Annotated in this window: 20 protein-coding genes; 8 read left to right on the forward strand and 12 right to left on the reverse strand. The window is 68.6% G+C overall.

Annotation, left to right across the window (positions count from 1 at the left end):
- The 3 genes from P5P86_RS19445 to P5P86_RS19455 all read right to left on the reverse strand — a co-directional run bounded on the left by P5P86_RS19445 (position 1) and on the right by P5P86_RS19455 (position 3,465).
- Positions 1 to 1,590 (reverse strand): Re/Si-specific NAD(P)(+) transhydrogenase subunit alpha, encoded by a 1,590-nt coding sequence (locus P5P86_RS19445; protein WP_280609099.1) that lies wholly within the window; start codon positions 1,588 to 1,590, stop codon positions 1 to 3.
- Positions 1,591 to 1,774: 184 nt separating this feature from the next.
- A complete protein-coding gene (gene lplB / locus P5P86_RS19450; protein ID WP_280609100.1) occupies positions 1,775 to 2,818 on the reverse strand; it encodes a lipoate-protein ligase small subunit in 1,044 nt (347 codons plus the stop codon).
- Between the two features lie 53 nt (positions 2,819 to 2,871).
- Positions 2,872 to 3,465 (reverse strand): protein-L-isoaspartate O-methyltransferase family protein, encoded by a 594-nt coding sequence (locus P5P86_RS19455; RefSeq protein ID WP_280609101.1) that lies wholly within the window; start codon positions 3,463 to 3,465, stop codon positions 2,872 to 2,874.
- A 45-nt stretch (positions 3,466 to 3,510) separates the two neighbouring features.
- Here P5P86_RS19455 and P5P86_RS19460 point away from each other — a divergent pair, with 45 nt between their 5' ends.
- Positions 3,511 to 4,362 carry an NAD-dependent epimerase/dehydratase family protein gene (locus tag P5P86_RS19460; RefSeq protein ID WP_280609102.1) on the forward strand — a complete coding sequence of 284 codons (852 nt, stop codon included), beginning with the start codon at positions 3,511 to 3,513 and terminating at the stop codon, positions 4,360 to 4,362.
- A 7-nt stretch (positions 4,363 to 4,369) separates the two neighbouring features.
- Here the strand turns inward: P5P86_RS19460 and P5P86_RS19465 are convergent, their stop codons facing one another.
- Positions 4,370 to 5,614 carry an MFS transporter gene (locus P5P86_RS19465; RefSeq protein ID WP_280609103.1) on the reverse strand — a complete coding sequence of 415 codons (1,245 nt, stop codon included), beginning with the start codon at positions 5,612 to 5,614 and terminating at the stop codon, positions 4,370 to 4,372.
- A gap of 97 nt (positions 5,615 to 5,711) precedes the next feature.
- On the opposite strand from P5P86_RS19465, the gene P5P86_RS19470 reads away from it, so the two are divergent.
- Positions 5,712 to 6,119: a MarR family winged helix-turn-helix transcriptional regulator gene (locus tag P5P86_RS19470; RefSeq protein WP_280609104.1), complete on the forward strand. Its 408-nt coding sequence runs from the start codon at positions 5,712 to 5,714 to the stop codon at positions 6,117 to 6,119.
- Between the two features lie 64 nt (positions 6,120 to 6,183).
- Here P5P86_RS19470 and P5P86_RS19475 read toward each other — a convergent pair whose 3' ends face one another.
- Together P5P86_RS19475 and P5P86_RS19480 are read right to left on the reverse strand one after the other, a co-directional pair.
- Entirely contained in the window at positions 6,184 to 6,843 is a 660-nt protein-coding gene (locus tag P5P86_RS19475; protein ID WP_280609105.1) for a cytochrome b/b6 domain-containing protein, read from the reverse strand.
- Positions 6,836 to 7,525 (reverse strand): molybdopterin-dependent oxidoreductase, encoded by a 690-nt coding sequence (locus P5P86_RS19480; protein ID WP_280609106.1) that lies wholly within the window; start codon positions 7,523 to 7,525, stop codon positions 6,836 to 6,838. Before P5P86_RS19480 ends, P5P86_RS19475 begins: the two co-directional genes overlap by 8 nt.
- A 204-nt stretch (positions 7,526 to 7,729) precedes the next feature.
- On the opposite strand from P5P86_RS19480, the gene P5P86_RS19485 reads away from it, so the two are divergent.
- Both P5P86_RS19485 and P5P86_RS19490 read left to right on the forward strand, forming a co-directional pair.
- On the forward strand, positions 7,730 to 9,100 hold the full coding sequence (locus tag P5P86_RS19485) for a cytochrome ubiquinol oxidase subunit I (RefSeq protein ID WP_280609107.1): 1,371 nt from the start codon (positions 7,730 to 7,732) through the stop codon (positions 9,098 to 9,100).
- Positions 9,097 to 10,128: a cytochrome d ubiquinol oxidase subunit II gene (locus P5P86_RS19490; RefSeq protein ID WP_280609108.1), complete on the forward strand. Its 1,032-nt coding sequence runs from the start codon at positions 9,097 to 9,099 to the stop codon at positions 10,126 to 10,128. The genes P5P86_RS19485 and P5P86_RS19490 overlap by 4 nt, the downstream gene beginning before the upstream one ends.
- A 28-nt stretch (positions 10,129 to 10,156) precedes the next feature.
- Here the strand turns inward: P5P86_RS19490 and P5P86_RS19495 are convergent, their stop codons facing one another.
- Positions 10,157 to 10,771, reverse strand: coding sequence for a TetR/AcrR family transcriptional regulator (locus P5P86_RS19495; protein WP_280609109.1), 615 nt, complete (start codon positions 10,769 to 10,771; stop codon positions 10,157 to 10,159).
- A gap of 95 nt (positions 10,772 to 10,866) precedes the next feature.
- On the opposite strand from P5P86_RS19495, the gene P5P86_RS19500 reads away from it, so the two are divergent.
- A complete protein-coding gene (locus P5P86_RS19500; RefSeq protein WP_280609110.1) occupies positions 10,867 to 11,184 on the forward strand; it encodes an antibiotic biosynthesis monooxygenase family protein in 318 nt (105 codons plus the stop codon).
- Positions 11,185 to 11,216: 32 nt separating this feature from the next.
- Complete coding sequence (locus P5P86_RS19505) at positions 11,217 to 11,747, forward strand: GNAT family N-acetyltransferase (protein ID WP_280609111.1); 531 nt, start codon at positions 11,217 to 11,219, stop codon at positions 11,745 to 11,747.
- Between the two features lie 119 nt (positions 11,748 to 11,866).
- On the opposite strand, the gene P5P86_RS19510 is transcribed toward P5P86_RS19505, so the two are convergent.
- Positions 11,867 to 12,937: an alkene reductase gene (locus P5P86_RS19510; RefSeq protein ID WP_280609112.1), complete on the reverse strand. Its 1,071-nt coding sequence runs from the start codon at positions 12,935 to 12,937 to the stop codon at positions 11,867 to 11,869.
- A 364-nt stretch (positions 12,938 to 13,301) separates the two neighbouring features.
- A complete protein-coding gene (locus P5P86_RS19515) occupies positions 13,302 to 16,193 on the reverse strand; it encodes a hypothetical protein (RefSeq protein WP_280609113.1) in 2,892 nt (963 codons plus the stop codon).
- A gap of 319 nt (positions 16,194 to 16,512) precedes the next feature.
- On the opposite strand from P5P86_RS19515, the gene P5P86_RS19520 reads away from it, so the two are divergent.
- On the forward strand, positions 16,513 to 16,917 hold the full coding sequence (locus tag P5P86_RS19520) for a hypothetical protein (RefSeq protein WP_280609114.1): 405 nt from the start codon (positions 16,513 to 16,515) through the stop codon (positions 16,915 to 16,917).
- A 515-nt stretch (positions 16,918 to 17,432) separates the two neighbouring features.
- On the forward strand, positions 17,433 to 18,014 hold the full coding sequence (locus P5P86_RS19525; protein WP_280609115.1) for a hypothetical protein: 582 nt from the start codon (positions 17,433 to 17,435) through the stop codon (positions 18,012 to 18,014).
- A gap of 112 nt (positions 18,015 to 18,126) precedes the next feature.
- Here the strand turns inward: P5P86_RS19525 and P5P86_RS19530 are convergent, their stop codons facing one another.
- The 3 genes from P5P86_RS19530 to P5P86_RS19540 are packed head-to-tail and all read right to left on the reverse strand — an operon-like array spanning position 18,127 to position 21,265.
- On the reverse strand, positions 18,127 to 19,395 hold the full coding sequence (locus tag P5P86_RS19530) for a competence protein CoiA family protein (protein WP_280609116.1): 1,269 nt from the start codon (positions 19,393 to 19,395) through the stop codon (positions 18,127 to 18,129).
- Positions 19,392 to 20,882: a HesA/MoeB/ThiF family protein gene (locus P5P86_RS19535; RefSeq protein ID WP_280609117.1), complete on the reverse strand. Its 1,491-nt coding sequence runs from the start codon at positions 20,880 to 20,882 to the stop codon at positions 19,392 to 19,394. Before P5P86_RS19535 ends, P5P86_RS19530 begins: the two co-directional genes overlap by 4 nt.
- The gene (locus tag P5P86_RS19540; RefSeq protein ID WP_280609118.1) at positions 20,879 to 21,265 is read right to left on the reverse strand and encodes a hypothetical protein; all 387 of its coding nucleotides are present in this window, start codon (positions 21,263 to 21,265) and stop codon (positions 20,879 to 20,881) included. The genes P5P86_RS19535 and P5P86_RS19540 overlap by 4 nt, the downstream gene beginning before the upstream one ends.
- Position 21,266 lies beyond the last annotated feature (1 nt).

Raw genomic sequence — 21,266 nt, forward strand, 5'->3', positions numbered from 1 at the left:
TCAGTTCCCCTTCGAGGCGGTGCTGGAGCCGAACATGGCGAGCATCCTGCGGGTGACGGCGAAGCCACCGAAGACGTTGATCGAGGCGAGCAGTACGGCCAGGCCCGCGAGCAGCTGGATCGTCCGATCGCCGGTGACGGTCGGCAGCTGCAGCAGCGCGCCGACCACCACGACGCCCGAGATGGCGTTGGTGACGCTCATCAGCGGGGTGTGCAGGGCGTGGGCGACCTTGCCGATGACGTAGTAGCCGATGACGATCGAGAGCATCAGGACGGTGAAGTGCTGCGGCAGCGGCTCGGGGGCGAAGGCCACGATCAGCCCGAAGATCGCGATCCCGACCAGGCTCCAGCCGAAGCGAGCCGCTGCCGAGGCCGGCCTCGTCGCGGGCTTCGCCTCGACAGGCTCGGCGGGCGTGGCCGCCGGTGCCGCGCTGACCTGCACCGGCGGCGGTGGCCACAGCACCTCGCCGCCGTTCGCGCCGCCGTGCGTGACCGTCAGACCGCGCTGGACGACGTCGTCGAAGTCCAGCACGAGACGGCCGTCCTTGGCCGGCGTGAGCAGCTTCATCAGGTTCACCAGATTGGTGCCGTACAGCTGCGAGGCCTGCGCCGGCAGCCTGCCGGCGAGATCGGTGTAGCCGATGATCGTCACACCGTGATCGGTGGTGACCACCTCGCCCGCGACGGAGCCCTCCACGTTGCCGCCCTGACCTCCTTCCCCACGGCCGGCGGCCATGTCCACCACCACCGAGCCCGGCTTCATCGCCGCCACGTCGGCGGCGGTGATCAGCCGCGGCGCGGGACGCCCGGGGATGAGCGCGGTGGTGATGAGGATGTCGACGTCAGCGGCCTGCTCGGAGTAGAGCCGCGCGGCGGCAGCGTTGTAGGCCTCGGAGGTGGCCTTCGCGTACCCGTCGGAGGAGACCTGCTGTTCCTCGGCCGGCACGACTACCGGCAGGTACTCCCCACCCAGCGACTTGACCTGGTCGGCGACCTCGGGCCGCGGGTCGGTGGCCCGCACGATGGCGCCCAGCGAGGAGGCGGCGCCGATCGCGGCCAGCCCCGCCACCCCGGCACCGGCGACCAGCACCTTCGCCGGCGGCACCTTGCCCGCCGCGGTGACCTGGCCGGTGAAGAACCGGCCGAAGTGGTGGGCGGCCTCGATGACCGCGCGGTAGCCCGCGATGTTCGCCATCGAGGAGAGCACGTCCAGGGACTGCGCTCGCGAGATCCGCGGCACCGCGTCCATCGCCAGCGCTGTCACGTTGCGCGCGGCCAGGGCGGCCAACAGGTCCGGCGACTGCGCGGGCGCCAGCAGCGCCACCACCGTCGTGCCCGACCGCAGCAGGCCGACCTCCTCGAGCGTCGGCCCGTTCACCCGGAACACCACGTCGGCGCCCCACGCGTCGGCGACCGAGCCGATCCGCGCGCCGGCCTCGACGTACGCCTCGTCGGCGAAGGAGGAGAGCTCGCCCGCGCCCGTCTCGACCAGCACCTCGTAGCCGAGCTTGACCAGCTGGCCCACCGTCGTCGGTGTCGCCGCCACGCGGGTCTCCCCGGGGCGGGTCTCACGAGTCACTCCGATCAGCATGCGCGGCTCCTTCGCCGTTGTCGTCCTTGCGGGCGTCGTCCCCGGATCATGTCGTACTTCCGAGAACCGTCCCCGTGGTCTCAGTCACTGGTGAGACAGCACGACAGCAACAGTGACGCGTGTCACACGGCAAGCCAAATGGAGCCGCCGACGACGCGCGTCGGCACGCGATCAGGGCACGCGATCAGGGCACGCGGTGCAACCACTCAGCGGTCGCATACTTCGTGCGGACCAGCGCCTCGGCCTCGGCGCGGGTGGCCTCGTCCAGCGCGACCCGGGTCAGACCGTAGCTGCCCTCGAACTCCGCCAGCAGCGCCGCAACCACCGCCTCCCGGGTCATGCCGGTCTGCGATCGCACCGGGTCGACCCGCTTGCCGGCGCTCTTGGTGCCCTTGTCGGAGAGCTTCTCGCGACCGATCCGCAGCACCTCGAGCATCTTGTCGGCGTCCATGTCGTAGGCCATCGTCGCGTGGTGGATCACGCCGCCCGGGATCCGCTTCTGGGCCGAGCCACCGATCTTGCCCTGCGGCGAGGCGATGTCGTTGAGCCCGGAGTAGAAGGCATCGACGCCGAGGCCCTGGTAGCCCCGCAGCACCCACGCGTCCAGGAACGCATAGGACTCCTGGAAGCTGAGGCCGGCGACCAGCGTCTCGGGCACGTACAACGAGTAGGTGATGGTGTTGCCGGGCTCGACGAACATGGCGCCCCCACCGGAGGAACGCCGTACGACCGTCACGTCGTGGCGCCGGGCTCCGTCGAGGTCGACCTCGTTGCGGACCGACTGGTAGGACCCGATGATCACCGCGTTAGAGGCCCAGTCCCAGATCCGCAGCGCCGGCTTGCGACGCCCCTGCGCCACCTGGCGGCCGAGCACCTCGTCGAGGGCCAGTTGCAGGTTGGGCTCCAGGGGGCCGGTCTCGATCAGCTCGAAGTCGTGGTCGAACCAGGAGCTCGCGCGGCCCAGCGCACGCAGCACCGTCAGGGCGATGTCGTGCGGCGCGAACCCGAGCAGCACCGCACCCTCGCTTGCCGCTGTCAGTCGGGAGGTCAGCTCGTCGAGCCCGATGTCGACCGGCAGGTCCTGCAGCACCTCGGTCAGCGCCCCGAGGGCCTCGTCCGGCTCGAGGAAGAAGTCGCCCGACAGCACGGTCTCGCGCAGCCGCCCGTCCTCCACCTCGCCGTCGATGACGACCAGCTTGCCGCCGGGGACCTTGAACTCGCCGTGCACGCTCACGCTCCTCTCAAGGCGCGATCGGAGGCGTTTATGCCCGGTGGTGCTCCTCAGCGCAGCGGAACGAAGCGGTAGCTGCCGTGGTGGCTGACGGCGTCGTACGCCTGCTCGCGGACGACCAGCGTCATTGTGCCCGCCACCGGGATCACGAGCCGGCCGGGGTCGGCCAGCTGGTCGAGCAGGGCCCGCGGCAGCTCGCCAGCGTCGGCCGAGACCAGGATCCGGTCGTACGGCGCTCGCTCGGGTACGCCCAGCTCGCCCTTCCTCGCCAGCCGGATCGTCGCCCACCGCCGACCCGTCGCCGCGAGGTTGGCTCCGCCCCAGCGGACCAGGTCGGGCTCGAGCTCGACGCCGACCACCTCCCCCTCCGGCCCGGTCAGGTGCGCGAGCAGGGCCGTCGTCCAGCCGGAGCCGGCGCCGACGTCGAGCACCCGCTGACCGGCCACGACCTCGAGCAGGCGCAGCATCGCCGCGACCGTGCGGGGCTGGGAGTTGGTCTGTCGATGGCCGATCGGCAGCGGGGCGTCGTCCCCCGCGCGGGCGCGTTCGGCCCGCGGCAGGAAGCCCGCGCGGGGAACGGCGGCGAACGCCGCGTCGACCCGGTCCATGACTCCCGGTATCCCCTCGACGACGGCGCGCTCCACGCCGGGCCTCTGGCCCCGCTTGGCCCGATCCGGTAGGCAGGAGGCATGAAGATCCTCCTGACCGGTGGAACCGGCTACATCGGCTCGCGCGTCCTGCAGCGGCTCTCCGCCGCGGGACACGACGTGACGGCGATCGTCCGCTCCGAGGAGTCGGCCGCGCGCCTGGACCCGGCGGCGGGAGCGCACCCGCTCGTCGCCGACCTCTTCGACGACCAGCTGCTCACCGGCGTCTTCGGCGACCACGACGCGGTGATCCATACCGCCGCTGGCAGCGACGCCGACGACGAAGCGATGAACACGGCTGTCATCGAGGCGGCCGAGCGCGCCTTCTCGGGCAGCGGCAAGCACCTGATCCTCACCGGCGGCATCTGGACCTACGGCTCCTCGCCCACCGTCGACGAGCAGACGCCGCCCGCTCCCCCGCAGGTCACCGCCTGGCGCCTCGCGGGCGAGAGCGCCGTGCTCGCCGGCGACTACCACGGCAACGTCATCCAACCCGCCATCGTCTACGGCTACGGCACCGGCCTGCCGAGCCTGGTCGTCGCCGCGGCCCAGAACGGCACCAGCATCGGCGAGGGGACGCAGCACTGGACGACCGTCCACGTCGACGACCTGGCCGACCTCTACCTGCTGGTGCTGGAGAAGGCGCCGGCGCACGAGGCGTACGTCGCGGCGTCCGGCGACAACCCGACCACCCTCGAGCTGGCTCGGGCCGTCAACGCCGAGGCCGGGCCCGGCACTGCCGAGGCCGCCATCGAGCAGGTCGGGCCGCTGCTGGCCGAAGCTCTGCTGCTCGACCAGCAGGCCGACGCCGCCAAGGCGAAGGCGCTGGGGTGGCGGCCGCAGCGGCCCACCCTGACAAAGCTGCTGGCCGCTGGCTACCCCGAGGACCGCTGAGCCGGCGTCACACCCCTGCCGGGGTCTGCTGCTCCTGCGCCCTCTCATCACCCTCGGCGGCGATCTCGGCGACCCGCGCCGAGCGCTTGAACAGCTGGATCAGCAGGGCTGCAGCGGCCATCACGATCACCAGCACCGCGTAGCCGAGCACCACCTCCCGCAGCCCGAGGGACGGCGTGAGGAACCCGGCCGCCAGGGCCGGCAGGCAGAAGGCGCAGTAGCACACGACGTACACGCTGGAGAGCACGCCGGCGCGATCGTCCTCCTCCACCTCGGCCAGCACCAGGCGCAGCCCTCCCTGGAAGCCGGCACCGAAGCCGGTGCCGCTGATGACGCTGGCGACGAAGAACAACCACGAGGTCTCGGTGGCGACAGCGACGATCATCAACGCCGGGCCGAGCACCAGCGCGGTGCTGCCCCCGATCATCACCTGGACGGCATCGCGACGCTGGACGAGGATGCCGGTGACCGCACCGACGCCGGTGACGGCCGCCATCGCCAGGCCGGCGGCGAGCGCCGCATGGATGTGGAAGACGGTCGCGACGACGCTCGCACCCAGACCGAGGTAGAGACCACCCAGCGCCCAGGCGGCCAGCAGGCAGCCGAGGACGGCGAGGAAGACGCCGCGGACCTTGGCCGGCATGGTGATCGTCGGGCGCAGCGAGGCCAGCGCGCCCGGCCGTCGCACGGCCGAGGTGGGCAGGAACCAGAGTGCGACCAGGAGTAGCAGCGTCACGATCGCGAGGACGAAGAACACCAGCCGCGACGGGTCGGGCGCGAACTCCACCAGCGCCCCGCCCAGGACGGCGCCGGCCGCGAGCCCGAGCGGCCACAGCGACCCGTTGAACGTGGCCGCGAGTCGGAGGTTGCCCGGAGGGGCGAGGTCGAGCAGCGTCGCCCCGAGCGATCCCACGACCAGCGACATCGCCACGCCCTCCAGTACCCGCCCGATCCACACCGCCGTGGGATCGCCCGCCGTACCGAGGACGAGCAGGGCCGCGATCAGGATCGTCACGGCCGGAAGGATCACCGGACGGCGACCGACATGGTCCGACAGCGACCCCGCCGTGAGGAGGCCGACCAGCAGACCGGCCACGTAGATCCCGAAGATCCCCGTCATCACCGCGGGAGACAGCCCCCACTTCGCCTGATAGAGGGGGTAGACGGGTGACGGGGCGGCCACCGCGGCGCTGAAGACCAGGATCGCCGCCGACGCCAACCAGAAGCCGAACCTACGTGTCCGCTCGCTCACACTCATCCCGTTCTGTTCGTATACGAACTAATCTTCTCCAGGATAGGCCGCGACGGCGGATCCGTCATGATGAGACCGATCACCACAGGAGGGGACGATGTTCGCCGACAAGCACTTCCACCTCATGCGGGTGCTGCTGCACGAGTACACGGCGCAGTGGAACGCGATCGCCCCCGGCCTGACCAAGCCCCAGTACGCCGTCCTGACGGCCCTGGCCCAGCGGCCCGGCATGACGCAGGGAGCGCTCGCCGAAGCCGCCGGGATGACCAAGACGGCGCTCGCCGAGCTGTTGGTCCGGCTCGAGGAGCGCGGCGTCGTCGAGCGCCGCGTCTCCCCCGACGACACGCGCTGCCGGCTCGTCTCGCTGACGCCGACCGGTGCCGACCTGGTGGCCGCCGCACGACCGCTGTGCGAGCGGCTCGACGCCGCGTTCCTGGCTCCCCTCGATGCTGCCGAGCAGGCCACCCTGCTCGACCTGCTGCAGCGGATCCGCCCGCCGGTCTGAGCAGCCGGCGCCCGACGCCGAGTCGCCCGGGCCAGCTCGGAGCGGCACCCGCTGCCGACCCACGTCACGACGGCGTACGGCGACCATCGACCCCGGTGTCACCGCGCTCGGCAGCACGCTCGACGGCGAGCTCCTCGACCCAGGCAGCATGCTGGGCTCGGGCCCAGCGCGCCGAGACGCGACCGGTCCGCATGCCTCGCCGGGCCTCGGGGTCGCGGAACGCGAACACGAGGTGCCCGATCACGAGCAGGCCGATCGCGATCGCCGACCAGTCGTGCACGAAGGTCGCCCCCGAGCGCCACGACAGGCGGACGAGGCCTGTCCAGTACATGAGCGTCCCGGTGCCGAGCAGGACCCCGGTGGCACCGGCGACCAGCCAGGCGTTGAGCTTCTGCCCGGCGTTGAACTTCCCGACCCGGATCGCGCCGTCGCGGCGTGACCGGCTCCGCAGCCAGCGCCGGTCGTCGGCGGTGAACCGGTCGAGTCGCCGCAGGTCGAGCCGGTAGGCGGCCGAGGCGAGTCCGAGCAGCATCGGCACCGGCAGGGCCAGACCGCTCCAGACGTGCACCGTCTCGACGAGGTGGCGGTGGCCGACCAGCAGCATCAGCGAGCCGTTGTAGAGGATCGCCGCGGTGACCAGGCAGGCGAACATCAGGACGGCGACCGCCGCGTGCACCACCCGCTCGGCCGTCGCGAAGCGGGGAAGGTCGGCACCCTCACTCATCGATGATGCCGTTCAACGGGTAGCCGCGGTCCTCCCAGTAGCCGGGACGGTTGTCCGGCGTCACCTCGATGCTGGAGAGCCACTTGGTGCTCTTGTAGCCGTACATCGAGCCGGAGTAGATCCGAGCCGGTCCGCCGTGGGCGTGGGTGACCGGCTTCCCGTCCATCCTCAGCGCGACGATGACATCGTTCCTGCGGGCCTGCGCCAGGGTCATGTTCACCGAGTACGTGCCGTCGAACGAGCCGAACCGTACGCCGACGGCGTCGCCCCGGGGCGCCGCCGCCCGCAGCAGGTCGACCACCCGCACGCCTGACCAGTGGACGTCGGGCACGTACCAGCCGGTCACGCACTGGAAGGTGTCGGTGAAGGCCGTCTGCGGCAGCGCCTGCAGATCGCTCAGCGAGTAGGTCCGCGGGTGCGCCACCAGGCCGGAGATCTCCAGCGTGTACGTCGCCGCGTCGCGTGGCGCCACCTCACCGGTGACCGAGTAGTAGCGCCAGGTGTCGCCCAGCGGGAAGAGCGCGGTGAGGCCGGTCGGATCGCGCAGCTGCACCGGCCCGAGCACGGCGCTCAGCCCGGCCTGGATCCTGCTGCCGGTGACGACCCCCACCGCTCCCAGCCCGAGAAGGCCGAGAACGACGCGGCGGCCGATCGGCCGCCCCTCAGGGACCTGTCGCGCCACGACGAGGTCCGATCTGCCCGACGGTCGCGGCGACCGGACGGGTCCGACCTGTCGCGACGGCTGGGTGAAGCCGGCTGGCCATGACAACAGTCTCGCAGACGGCATGGCACGGTGCTCGCCCTCGCCGCGGCCGGTTCGGGTCCACGAGCCGCCGGCGTTGCCTTCACGCCCGGTACCGATCATGCTCGACGTGAGGAGTCGCTGATGCTCGCACTGATCGCTCAGCCCGCCGGCCTGTTGCCGGCCCGGGAGCAGATGGCGCTCTCGCTGGGATGGCACATCATCCTGGCGGCGTTCGGCGTCGCGTTCCCCGCGATGATCTTCGTGGTGCACCGCCGTGGCCTGAAGGGCGATGCGGTGGCGCTGCGGCTGGCGAAGCGCTGGGGCAAGGTGGCGGCGGTGCTGTTCGCGATCGGGGCGGTCTCCGGCACGGTGCTGAGCTTCGAGATGGGCCTGCTGTGGCCCGGCCTGATGGGTCGGTTCGGCGATGTGCTCGGGCTGCCGTTCGCCTTCGAGGGCCTCTCCTTCTTCATCGAGGCGATCTTCCTCGGCATCTATCTCTACGGCTGGGACCGGCTCCCGCCCCGGGTGCACCTGTGGTGTCTGGCGCCGATGATGGCGGCAGGGGTGTTCGGCACCTACTGCGTCATCAGCGTGAACGCGTGGATGAACATGCCGTCCGGCTTCACGCTCACCTCGTCCGGGGCGGTGACGGACGTCCACCCGTGGCGGGCGATGTTCAACGGGCACGCGTTCCTGCAGTTCGCGCACATGTGGGTGGGCGCCTACATGCTGGTGGGCTTCACCGTCGCCGCTGTCTACGCCGCCGGCATGCTGCGGGGTCGCCGCGACGCCCACCATCGGCTCGGCCTGAGCGTGCCGCTGGCGTTCGCCTCGGTGGCAGCGGTGATCCAGCCGATCATCGGGCACATCCTCGGCATGGCGCTCGGCACGATCGAGCCGACCAAGCTCGCCGCGTTCGAGCTGGCCACCAGCACGGAGCAGCCCGCGCCGCTTCGCATCGGCGGACTGTTGATCCACGGGCAGGCACGCGGTTACCTCGCCATCCCGCGCTGGGGCTCCTTCATCGCCCGCGGGTCCTTCAACAAGCCGGTGGTCGGGCTGGACCGCTTCCCCGCCGACGACCTGCCGCCGGTCAACACCACCCACGTCGCCTTCCAGTCGATGGTCGGCATCGGCTCCCTGCTGGCGGTGGCGGTCGTCGTCTACTGGGCCGCGCGATGGCGTGGTCACGACCTCGCCGTGCACCGATGGGCGCTGGGCTGCCTCGTCCTGTCCGGCCCCCTCGCGATCCTCGCGCTGGAGTCGGGCTGGGTCGCCACCGAGGTGGGCCGACAGCCCTGGACGGTGTACGGCGTCCTACGCACCACCCAGGCCGCCGGCGACAACCCCGGCCTGTGGTGGGTCTTCTCCGGGGTCGCGATCGTCTACCTCGGCATGACGGTGGGCGCCTTCGTGGTGCTCCGCTCGATGGCACGTCGCTGGCGGGCCGGCGAGGAGGACCTGCCCAGCCCCTACGGGCCCGCACCCGAGGAGGAGGCTGCCACCCGATGACCCTGGAGACGGTGGTGGCCGCCGCGCTGTTCATCGGCGTACTGGCCTATGCGCTCTTCGGGGGTGCCGACTTCGGCTCCGGGTTCTTCGACCTCACCGCCGGCGGCGCCCGCGGCGGCGCCGAGCTGCGCAGCCAGGTCGACCACAGCATCGGACCGGTCTGGGAGGCCAATCACGTCTGGCTGATCTTCTGCCTGGTGACGTGGTGGACCGGCTTCCCCGCGTCCTTCGCCGCCGTCACCACCACGCTGTTCGTTCCCCTCGTGCTCGCGCTGGCGGGGATCGTGCTGCGCGGGGCGGCCTTCGCGTTCCGCAAGTACGCACCCTCGATCGGCCAGGCCCGCCTGTACGGCGCCGTCTTCGCCGGTTCCTCGCTCATCACGCCGTTCTTCCTCGGCGCTGTCGCCGGCGCCATCGCGTCGGGACGCGTCCCAGCCGATGGGTACGGCGACCGGTGGAGCTCCTGGCTGCATCCGACCTCGATCTTCGGCGGCCTCATCGCGGTCGGGACCTGCGCCTTCCTGGCGGGGGTGTTCCTGTGCGCCGATGTCGAGCGGGCCGGCCGCCAGCGGCTGGTCGCGACCCTGCGGCGGCGCACGCTGGGCGTGGGGGTCGTGACAGGGATCCTGGTCTTCGTGGCGCTGGTGCCGATCCAGCACGACGCTCCGACGCTGGCGCACGGCCTGGAGCACCAGGCGGCCCCCTTGATCGTCGTCTCGGGGCTGGCCGGCCTGGCGACGCTGTTGCTGCTGTGGCGTGGCCGCTTCCGGATCGCCCGCTTCACCGCCGTGACTGCGGTGGCGACGGTGATCTCCGGCTGGGGCGTGGGCCAGTGGCCCTGGCTCCTGGTCGACCAGGTCCGCATCGCCGATGCCGGCGGTGCGGACGCCACGCTCATCGGCCTGATCGTCGCTGTCGGCTGCGCCGCCGTCGTCGTCCTGCCCCCACTGGCCTACCTGCTGTGGTTCTCCCAGTCGGCGGCCGCCCACGGCGAGGAGCCGCTGCCGATCAAGAGGAGCGGCGGGTGAGCGGGGTGGCGGCGCCCACGGGCAGGAGCTAGGTGACGGGTCCCCGCAGCGCCGATTCGACCAGTGCCCGACTGGCCCAGACGACCGTCTCGGTCTGCGCGTGTGTGCCCGTACCTCGGACGTCCTCCAAGACGGTCATCGCCTCCCACCCGATGAGCACGGCGAGAGCTGAGACCAGGCGCTCGAAGTCCGCTGGCTCGAGGGTGTCGGCCAGCGGTGCCAGCGCCTTCTCGATCCACTCGATGCGCCGGTGCCCTCGCCGCTGTTCCGGCTCGGCGGCGCCTGCGTGCCCTGGCGCGTCGGCCACGGTGAGCCTGATGATCTGCCGGCCGAGCGGAAGCGTTCGGTCGGCGGTGCTCCACAGACTGCGCACCAACGCCTCGATGCGGTCGACCGGGTCGGTCGGGGCGGTGTCGGAGTCGAGGACGTCGTCGACGGCCTGAGCGCTGAGGAGACCGACGCTCGCATCGAGGAGGAGCTGGTCGAGCGTCGAGAAGTGCAGGTAGACCGTCCGCCTCGACACATCCGCGGCTGCGGCGATCTCGTCGATCGAGGGATTCCGTCCCTCCAGCAGCAATCTCTGCGCCGCATCCACCAGATCACGTCGAGTACGGCGCCGTTGCGCCTCACGGCCCTTCGCCACGGAGTTCTCCTTCGCCGCTTGACAATCGTCGCTCCGCGAACTATATCATGATGCCATCAATGCATAGCAGTGCATTCTTTACCAAGGAGTTCACCATGATCGAGTTCATCAACTGCTTCGACGTGCCGGCCGACCGCAGGGACGCGTTCCTCGCCCAGTGGTTGCACGTCAACGCCTACATGGCAGCCAAGCCCGGTTACCACAGCCACCGCCTGCACCGGGCGGTGCGCCCCGATGCGACCTACGCGTTCGTGAACACGGCAGGATGGGAGTCGGTCGAGGCCTGGCAGGCCGCCCACGACGAGGGTTTCCGTGCGCTCCTCGCGGGCCCGGAGTGGGCCGGCATCTCATCGGTGCCGGCGTTGTACGACGTCGTCCACGAGGGATCCCGGCGCGACGCCTCGAAGGCCTAGTCCCACCCGAACCACCGTCAGGGTTTTCGATCGTGCTGACGTTCCCCATCCTCACCGAGCGCCTAGAGCTGACACCGCTCACGCGGGCGGACAGGGACGCCTTCGTGGCCTATCGCCGCCTTCCGGAGGTCGCACGCTGGCAGAGTTGGACCCCGGACTACACCGAGGCAGACGCGGACGACCTCATCGCCCTCCAGCCCAGCTCGATCGAGTCGAGGTCCGGGCGGTGGCTGCAGATCGCCGTACGGCACGACGGCGTGCTGATCGGTGACGTCGCCGTGCACGCGGAGGCCGGGCAGCCCGACAGCTACGAGCTCGGGGTCACGATCGCACCGGCCTCCCAGGGCTCGGGGTATGCGACCGAGGCGCTGAGTGCCCTGGTCGACGCCCTCTTCGACGCCCACGGCGCTCACCGGGTGTTCGCTGTCACCGATGCCCGCAACGAGCCGGTCGCCCGCCTGTTCCGGCGGCTCGGATTCCGGCACGAGGGCCGCAACGTCGCCGCTGACTGGTTCAAGGGCGAGTGGACGAGCGTCGACACCTGGGCGGCGCTGCGGCGCTAGTCCTTCTCCCTACCCGAGCTGGCCCGGCTAGCAGCGATCCCCTACGGCGCTGCCCTCACCGGCCACCCGACCCGTGCGGATCCCCACCCGGGCGGATGCGCGGGTGGGGATCCGCCCCATCAGCCCTCGAGGAAGGGATAGTCCGTGTAGCCCTCGGCGCCACCGCCGTAGAAGGTGTCGGGGTTCGGCTCGTTGAGCTCGGCGCCGCTGCGCCACCGGGCGGGCAGGTCCGGGTTGGCCAGGAACAGCCGACCGACGGCGACCGCGTCGGCAAGGTCCTTGTCGAGGATCTCCTGCGCCGACTCGCGCGTGGTGATCTCGCCGAAGCCGTCGTTCGCGATGACCACGCCGCCGAAGGAGCGGCGCAGGTCCTGGATCAGGTCCTGCTTCGGGTCGGCGAGGATGCTCAGGTAGGCCAGTCCGAGCGGCGCGAGGCCCTCGACCAGGAGCCGGTAGGTCGCGGCGACGTCGGCCGGGTCGTCCTCGGTGGCGCCCTGGATGTTGTGGGCAGGCGAGATGCGGATGCCGACCCGGTCGGCGCCGATCGCCTCGGCCACCGCGCGGGTGACCTCGAGGGCGAAGCGCACCCGGTTCTCGGGCGAGCCGCCGTACTCGTCGGTGCGGTGGTTGGAGCCGGGCGCGAGGAACTGGTGGATGAGGTAGCCGTTGGCGCCGTGCACCTCGACGCCGTCGAGCCCGGCCTCGACCGCGTTGCGGGCGGCCTGCACGTAGCCCTCGACGATCGAGGGGATCTCCTCGACGGTGATCTCGCGCGGAGTCGGGAACGGCTTCATCCCGTCCGCGGTGAACATCTCGTCCGGGGCCGCCACCGGGCTGGGCGCGATGATCTCCTCACCGCCGGTGTTGTCGGGGTGGGAGATCCGGCCCGCGTGCATCAGCTGCGCGACGATCCGGCCGCCGTTCGCGTGCACGCCCTCGGCCACCCGGCGCCACCCGGCGAGCTGCTCCTCGGAGTGGAAGCCGGGAGTGTTCAGGTAGCCCTGGCCCTCGGGCGTGGGCTGGCTGCCCTCGGTGATGATCAGCCCGGCCGAGGCGCGCTGGGAGTAGTACTCCACCGCAAGGTCGCCGGGCACGGTGCCCTCGGCCCGGTTGCGGGTCAGCGGCGCCATCACGATCCGGTTCGGCAACGTCCACGCGCCGACGGTCAGGGGGTCGAAGAGATCAGCCATGCCCGGTACAGCGCAGCCACCTCCCGGGTCTGTTCCCCGACGCCACGGTGAGGAGTCTCACCGTTTGACCTGACCGCGGTCGGACCACCACGCGGCCGGGGTAAGGGACGCGGTTGGATTTGGCTTCCCCGACGTGATTGTCTACCCCCGCCCCGTTGGGGGGTCGAAAATCCAGCTCAGCCTGCTTGTTTGCTGCCGTCAGCCGGAGGAACCGGCACCCAGCGGAACGCGTACGTACAAATCGAGAATGGGCGCACGGCAACCCTCCGCCTTGTCGCGACAGGCCAGCACCCGTCTGTCGCTAGGCACTTCGAGAGCTGACAAAGAGGTAGCGAGCGGCTGGCATCACCGCCTACGGCACCACTTATGCCTGAGACTCATCTGCGGCCTCGGGCGCGGCGAAGCGGTGGATCCGGGGCTCCTCGACGCTCCATACGACGAAGAACTCTCCAGCCTCAACCCGAACCTCGGGTTCCTCACTGCCCTCAACGTCTTCGAAGACCCCTAGCGCGATCGACGTGTCGCCGACCTGCACCAGCCCATCCTTCTCCTCTGGCGCACGACTTGAAATCACCGCCGCTCGCCGGTCGAACAAGAGGACTTCCTCGTCGAGCGCGCCAGTCTCCACCAGCGTCACGCGGTCACGAATCTGCTGAAAATCGCTCGCGTACCAGACGTCGTCGACGAGCCCGCCATACGGAACCGCTAGCACATAGTGCTCGGCCTCGGCACCGAGGACTTCAATCTGATGCCCAATTGCGGCTGCCGTCAGCGCCATCCACTGTTCCTGCCGGGCCTGGAGGGCTTCGACGATTCTCAGATCTTCTCCATCGACGAAACTTCGCGCGATCACCCGACCCACTTCCTTCGGGTCGGCGTACGTCTGGTTAAAGATGCCGTCGACCAAGTAGTGCCGGGGGACTCGATAGTTGATGCCAAGTATTGGCCGCTCATGACTCCCATGGCTCGGCACGTCTGTTTGAGTCGGGATCTGCACAGCGAGCCGAGGGCTGCTACGAAGCTCATCCGCTAGAGAGGCGCGCAAGATCTCGATCTTCGCTTGGGACAGGGGTTCCTCGCGGAGACGGACATTCTCGGTAGCGTCCCATGCGGAGATGGCCTTCGTGAGGTGTTCCTTAAGATTGGTCTCGCGATCGCTGATGTCCCGACCGCCCTCGTCCAGCAGTCGCAAGAAGCGCTCGTAGGCCGATGCGGTCTCTTGGTCACTCGGGTCGGGCAGTCGGCCGTACGACGCAGCAAGTGCCTCTACCTCAGCCCGGTCGATGTAGTGCGAGAGCTCCAGGACTTGCGCTCGTGCTGACCCTGCGTCCCTCATCTCCCAGTACTCCCAGCGACTGAAGGGAACGGTCCCGCGATCGGTCAAGCGTCGAGCGTCTACGATCTCGGACCACTTGCCACGTGGTGTCACCAACGCGCGAAGTTCTGGATCTTTGGGGTCTCGGACGTCCTCCTTGCTGGCGAGGTAGTTCAACCAGCCCAAGAGGACTAGTTGCCCGCCGAGCGCATGTGCTCGGCCGCTTCCCTGACGCCCGGAGTACGCAACCAGTCCGTCCAGCTCAATTGCCGCCAACTTCGCCGCCTCAAGCTTCTTGGCGTCGATTGCCAACTTGACCAGGTCGACCATGGTCCAGATTGCACGCGCCTGAAGGCTTTCCTGCTGCGCGACCGTCGCGAAGCCGAAGGAGGCTAGGTTCTGCACGCAGGTGACGATGCGCGGCGGCAGCGACTCGAACTCGCTACCACCGTGACGGAGGATGTCGATCCAAAGTCTCGTGAAACTACGCAGAGACTCGTCGGCGTATTCAGCCGACCCAACATGCCGTGCCTCAAGTGCCCGCTTCATGGCTTGAGTCACGAAAAGACCTGCAGCACGCGGCGAGAGAAGCGCATCCTGTTCGGCCTCGCCCACGCTGCGAAACAGCCAGTCACGGCGCGTGAACGAGGAGCGGTGTGACGAATCAAGGATCTCGGGTCTGGCAGTCCATACGCCGCGGACCACCTGTCCAAGCAACTCCAACGCGCGCTCAGCCGTTGAGAAGGCGCCCGATCTCAGACTCGTCCCCACTGCGTCTTTGAGGTTGTCGATCTCACGGTCGGTCTCTTCGTCGGGCGTGACAGAGCCCGGTGGCGCAAATTCGATACTCGCTTGGAGCAGTTGTACGACCGTGCTCTTCTTGGCCTCGTCAAGTTCTTGCGCAGTCCTGACGAGAAAGGCCGTGTCACCTAGACGAGTGCGGTCGCCCGGCTCAAGATTAAGTGTGATGTGCGAGGGCATGTACCGGTCGCCGGGCTCGCTGCCGCTATCTCCCCTTGCCGTGACGGGCGGAGCTAAAGACGCAACCGCACGCCGAACCGCCTGCGGCTTGATCGCCTTGACGACAAGGCCTGAACGTGGCACTGGGACCGGCAGCGTCGCTGCAGACGAACCGAGATCCTCGACTTCGCGTTGAGCGGCAAACAGGTCGTCTAGCTGCCTCCGGGCCCCGACGTACACACGCGAGACCTTGTCGAGGCGGAGCGCGAGAGTCTGCACAAGCGAGGTCCGGACCACCTCGTCCAGGTGCGACGGGCTGCCGAAGAGCCGCATCAGCCGGCCATAGGAGATCACCAGCAGCGCCATCGTCGGAAGGAACCAGAAGGCCGCGACGAAGAGCACACCTGCATCGCTTTGAAGCCAGATTGCCTCGATCCCGATGACAGCGTTGGCAACGAGGCCGACAGCGGTAAACCAACCAGCCCAGACGTGCTCAAGTACTCGACCACGCGATGCGCCGATCGCTAAGGGCGCCTCGGCGAAAAGTTGGGCCGCGATCGCCAGACCAGCGAAGCCAACTGAGAGGAACGTCGCCTGCACCTGCCAGAGAAGCCCATCTCCACCCCTCGCCGATCCCAGGCGACCCACCCAGCGAAGATCACCGCTGTGGCCAGCTGCGAGAACGGCCGCGCTCAGCAGGAACGACCATCCCAGAAAAACGAAACCTCCCCTTCCCACGCGGCCGCTGTCACTGCGTTCACGAAGCCTCAACGCGACGGAGGCAAACAGCACTGAGCCGGCGATAAGTAGCGCGGCGGCCAGCGTCGTCGCCGTAGCTCTGCCTGCGAGATTCGCGATCATGATGCCTCCAGCCGCGGCCATCTGACCGCCGACCACAAGAACGCAGAAACTGTCACCATCGCTCCATCTGCTGCGTGCGCCGGCAGGTGGGTCAGTTCTCATCGCGACGTACCTTGCCACGCGAGAGCGGCTTAGACCTCGGAAACCGTAGGTCTACTTCACGCCCGGAACAGCGCCGGAGCAGCGTACGCCCTTCCAGCGCCAGGTCGGCCTCGTTGGGTGGCGCAGTAGAGCGAGTCGAGACGAGTAGGGCGTTTACCGGTCTCATTGCATGCATCGGCTGTCCAGCTTCGTGATGTGCATGTGCCGTCTGCCACGTCCACAGCAGGCCCGGCCGGCCTGCGGCGCCTCTGGGAGGAGATCAACCGCAATCCCCGGTATGAGTGATCGGCCGCCACGAACCTCGGCCGAGGCATCGCCAAACGGTTCCCTCTTCCTCATGACATTAGAGGCAGGCAGGAACGACCATGCGCCGCTACCCCTACCGGCCGCGACCGAGGGCCAGCAACGGTTGACAGCCGATCAGCACGAGGAGCGTTTGCAGACGATGTACCAGCAGACGGGAACGACGATGGGCCAATTTCTTGAGTGGCGACACAAGGTGATCCTGATGTTCTGGACCGCGATTGGCCTGATGTTCGCGATCACCTCGTGGCTATTCAAGGAGGAGGTGGGCGGTCTCTGGATAGCTGGCCCCGTCTTCGCTGGCGCCGTGATCGCCGGGATGTGCACCTACCTCGATCGCCGGAATGGAATGATCATTGAGTCAGCCTACAAAACAGCGCAGGAATTGGAGATGCTCCTCGCTCGCCCCACTCTCGACATGCGCGGCCGCTTCCAGTAGGCCCTTTCACCGCCGCACGGCATACCCGCGCGCCGGAGGAACGGTACGGTCCAGCTCGCTGGAGCTACGGCTGGGTGTTGCGCGCAATGTACGCAGGATGCGCACTCATGCTCACCGCCGGTGGAGTTGGTTGCTTGGTGGCGGGTGACCGACTCGTTCCCTGACTACTTACTCGGTCCGCCCCAGCGCAGACCGAGTTCCCAGCTCTCGCATGGTCTAGCCGAGGCCACGGAACGAAGTGCGCGTGACCCAACTGCCACGAAGCGTGTTCCGTGCTACTCAGCGAGGTTCTCGTCGGCCACGTCTTCCACACGATTCGCTCGCAGGGACGGCTCCCTCCCCGGGATCGCTGACGCGTGGCGTTGGGGATCGGCCGGGGGCCGGATGCGCCGCGGCGAGACGCTGCCCAGGCCGACCCACCCCTCGCAAACATCTTTGCAAGATGTCTTGCGCGTCTTAGAAAATCCAGCCTAAGATGTCTTCATCTTTGAAAGACGACGAAGGGGTGGGGCGCGATGATCCTAGTCAACGTTCGGAAATCTGGTAGCGATGCGATTACTTCGGAGCAGTTGCGCGATGCGGCAGCGGGCGACTGGGTGATCGCTGAGTCGAATGCAGACGCCTACGGTGATGTGCTTCTCGGTGTTCGTCGCAACGTGGTCGTGGGTGCGTACGACATTCTGGGCTGGGAGGCAGTCGAGAGCGGTCGCATTCGCTTCGAGGTCGTTGACTCCGAGGAGTTCAGCGGCCTGGTCGGCGCAGCGTCCCCTCTGAAGTGGAAGCGAGGACAGGCGAACCCGGTCCTATACCTCGATACCAGCGAGGTGGCCGCCGCCGAGGCTCCCAGCAACATCGCTGCATCCGCCGTGGCGCCGCGCAAGCCGCGTCGAGCCGTGCACCGAGTTGTTATCGAAACAAAGGGGCTTGATGACGATGCCGCGGCAAGGCTCCACCACGCTCTCATCACGGTGGCTGCATCCACCGGCTGCCTCCACGACTACCGCACGACGTCCCAGGTAGGCGAGATGCGCAGAGCGCAGGAAGCGACGAGCTACACCTATGTCTCCGCGAAGTCTCCGGTGTTGAAGAAGGAGTAGCTACGGGATAGTTGAGCGCCCGCGCACGTGTCGTCCGCCGGCCTTGTTCGGTTGCTGATGTTGGAGGATCAGGTGCTGGCGCTACGCCGAAGCCGAGCCGGTGCCTCGGCGTTCAACGTTTCGGTCGCAGTTCCGTCGCTGCGGACGTCTCGGCTCGTCGCCAGCGACGGACTGCTGCCGGACCTTCATAGAGCTCGATGAGGCCGGCCTCGATCAGCGCTCGTTCTAGTTGGCCGTCGTCGTGGACATCCGGAAAGGCGAGTGCAGTCTGCGGCCCGGTGGTTTCTATGCGGGTTGTCATGTGGGCGAGAACGCGTGCCGCGTGATGAAGCGCGGCGGGGAGCGCGTCTAGGAGGCCGGGTGGCGTTCCCCATTCGTCGAGACCCTCGAGCCAGGCGAAGCTGGCTAGCGGGTTTCGACCTTGTCCGGGTGGAGCAACGGGGAGAGGACCTGGCCGGTTGGCTTTCTTCGGCACGCGGGGTGTTTCAGGGCGGACTGCTGGGCGCGTGTCGGTCGGTCGGGCCCGCGGTGTGGTCGCCTTCCGGCCGTCGATCTTGGCTCTGCGGTCAGACGTCCCGTAGCTGTCTTGGGGGGAGGTGACCCGCTTCGCCTTGGGTGCGTCCTGGACCTCTCGTCGTCGACCGTGTTCGGCTAGTGCTTGCTCGGTGGCGGGGGTCCAGAATCCGCTTGAGGTCATCTTGCATTCGACCAGCGGGTGCCATTCCTCGGCCGTGTGGGATTTGGTGCCGATGATGATGTGCTCGGGGCGCGTGAGGCCCTTGAGGGGTATGTCGGCGTCGCGGGCGACTGTGTAGGCGACGCCGCGATTGACGAGGACTTCGTTGATGAGCGGTCGGCTGGTGCGAGCTCCGAAGAGCCAGGTGACCGTGTCGACGCGGCCGCGGTACCGCTGATCGCGTAGAGACCATGCGGGAACCGTGATCGAGGAGATTTGAACTTCGATGGTGTGGTCGACGGCATGTACTTCGACTCGGAGGTCTGCGCGGCAAGCGTCGGGCAGTGTCGCTTCGATCGTGGCGTTGAACCCTTGTTCTGCGAGCCAGTCTCGGAGGATCGTTTGCAGCAGCAGATGTAGGAGGGAGCGTTCGATGGCGTCCGGCTTATCGGCGAGGTCGCAGTAGTGTGCCTCGCCGCGCCGGTGACGGAAGTAGTTGACCCGCACATCGCCGGCGACGAGTTCGAGTCTGCGGCCGCATCCTCCCCCGCGGGTGCTGCACCAGAAGGTCTGCGTGTCAGCACCGCGTAGCTTTCGTGCCGTCTCCGTGTCCTCGGGCGCGACGATGATGGAGATACCGTCCGAGCCGTCGATGACTGCGTGGCGGAGTCGGTCCAGTTTCGTGTGGCTCGGAGGGCTGGTCACCGGCGACGGACTCGCGTGGGGAGGTCGGTGGCGTCGCCGGTCGCAAGGGCCGAGTACGGCTGTGTGCTGCATACGTGGCAAGCCTCGTTGGCCTCGGGCTCCTGGTCGATCAGTTGCGGCCGCCCCGGTGCGGTCGGTCGGAGGCGAAGGATTCGGAAGCCAGTTGACGGGCGCCCGAGCCCGCTGGCGTAGTGCATGAAGTCGTTGACCGCCCAACCAGCGGACATCGAGTTCAGGGTGATGACGCTGGGGGCTTCGACGCCGGGCTCGTCGACGTAGCGCTGGTTCTCGCGCTGCGCCGCGGTACCGACCGTCTCCTCGGAGAGACGTGCCAAGTTCACCAAGTCGTTGCAGCGTAGGCAGCCGGGGGCGGCGCCCAGCGATCGGACGACACCGAAGATGTCGCGGACGTCTCCGGTCGCAGGCTCGACAACGGCCTTCGATCCAACTTGCAGGGTGGGGATGAGGCATTGAAACGCAATCTGGTTGACGACGTCTCGTGCGAGCATCGTGTCTGCGGCGAGGAAGATGAAGTCGCACCCCAGGAGCGCGCGCGCGACGTGGTCGTCGGCTACGTCACCACAGATCGTTGTCACCTTCGCAGTCGGGTTCGCGCCTCGGATGATCCGTCGCGCGACGTCGACCTTGCGGGAAGGTCTGTTGAGACCGAAGCGCTTCGCGAGCCGCCCCAGCGGACCGGTGCCCAGACGGCCCTCGGCGTCGCGAAGGTACGTCTCCGGGAGGCGGGAGAGGTTCGAGGTTGAGACGGTATCGGCGTCGATGATCACGAACTCGCCGACCCCGAGCCGGCTTAGGGCTTGGACGATCAGCATGCCGACGCCGCCGGTGCCGACCACGCCGACGCGCAGTCGTCCCATCTTGGCCTGGCCGTCCTGGCCGAACACGAGCGCCTGACGGGCGTACCGAGCCTCGTCCGGCCGCGCGAACTGGGCGCTCTTCAGCCGGCCGTCGGCGGTCAGCTCGGTGAGCTTGTCGCCAACGGCCACGGTGACATCCACGGGTGCTCGGTGGCCGTCGGTGAACCAGATGTCGCCGGCAACCGCTTCGCGGGCGAGGACGAGTGCACCAACGGGTCGACCGTTCAACTGCAGGAGGGTCGGGTAGCCGCGCTCATGGGAGGCGAGGTCGATCGTGGAGAAACCGACCGCGTGGCGACCCCCGTGGTTGTGGACGGCGAGGTAGACGAGCTTGTCGTTCTTTGCTCGGCGCAGTTGGCGTGTGACGAACGCGCCATCAAGGTGCCGGTGACCGCGGGTGCCGGGGACATAGTCGACGCCGTCGATGGCCGGGATGACCTCACGGACGAGGAGGTGCAGGTGGCCGTCGACGATCGCCTGGCCGCACAGGAGCGCGGCACCGTGCTCGCCGTTGTCGCCAGGGAACAGGTGACCTTGCAGCTTGCACCAGTCGTCCCCGCGGAATCGAACCTGAACGGGCGTCGGGCGCGTGCCGGCGGGCCGGGTCATCGGGTCATCACCCAGTCGAGGACCTTCATGATCTTCTGCGGTGCGGTCTGGAGAAGGAATGTGCCCCCTCGGGTGCGCCGCGAGATCTGCATGACCGCCCGAGGCGGGTCCGACGGTGTGCGCTGGAGGTTGGTGGAGGCGAACCCCTGACCCAGCGGCGCGCCGTCGCGTCGAGCAAGGTCGGGCCGCATGAACATCGGGTAGATATCGGCGCCGGGAAGGTTGAAGGGAAGAAGGAAGGCGACGAAGCTGTCGGCCTGGGTGTAGGTCTCGTCTAGCGGCACCCCAGTCAGCTCGACCCAGAGGCCGCCCTGACCATCGGGATGTGCGCTCGCGGGGTAATCGGGGAAGGCGGCGACGATAGCCTCGTACGCCTCGAGCACG

Origin of the sequence: Nocardioides sp. BP30 (assembly GCF_029873215.1) — a bacterium.
GTDB lineage: Bacteria > Actinomycetota > Actinomycetes > Propionibacteriales > Nocardioidaceae > Nocardioides.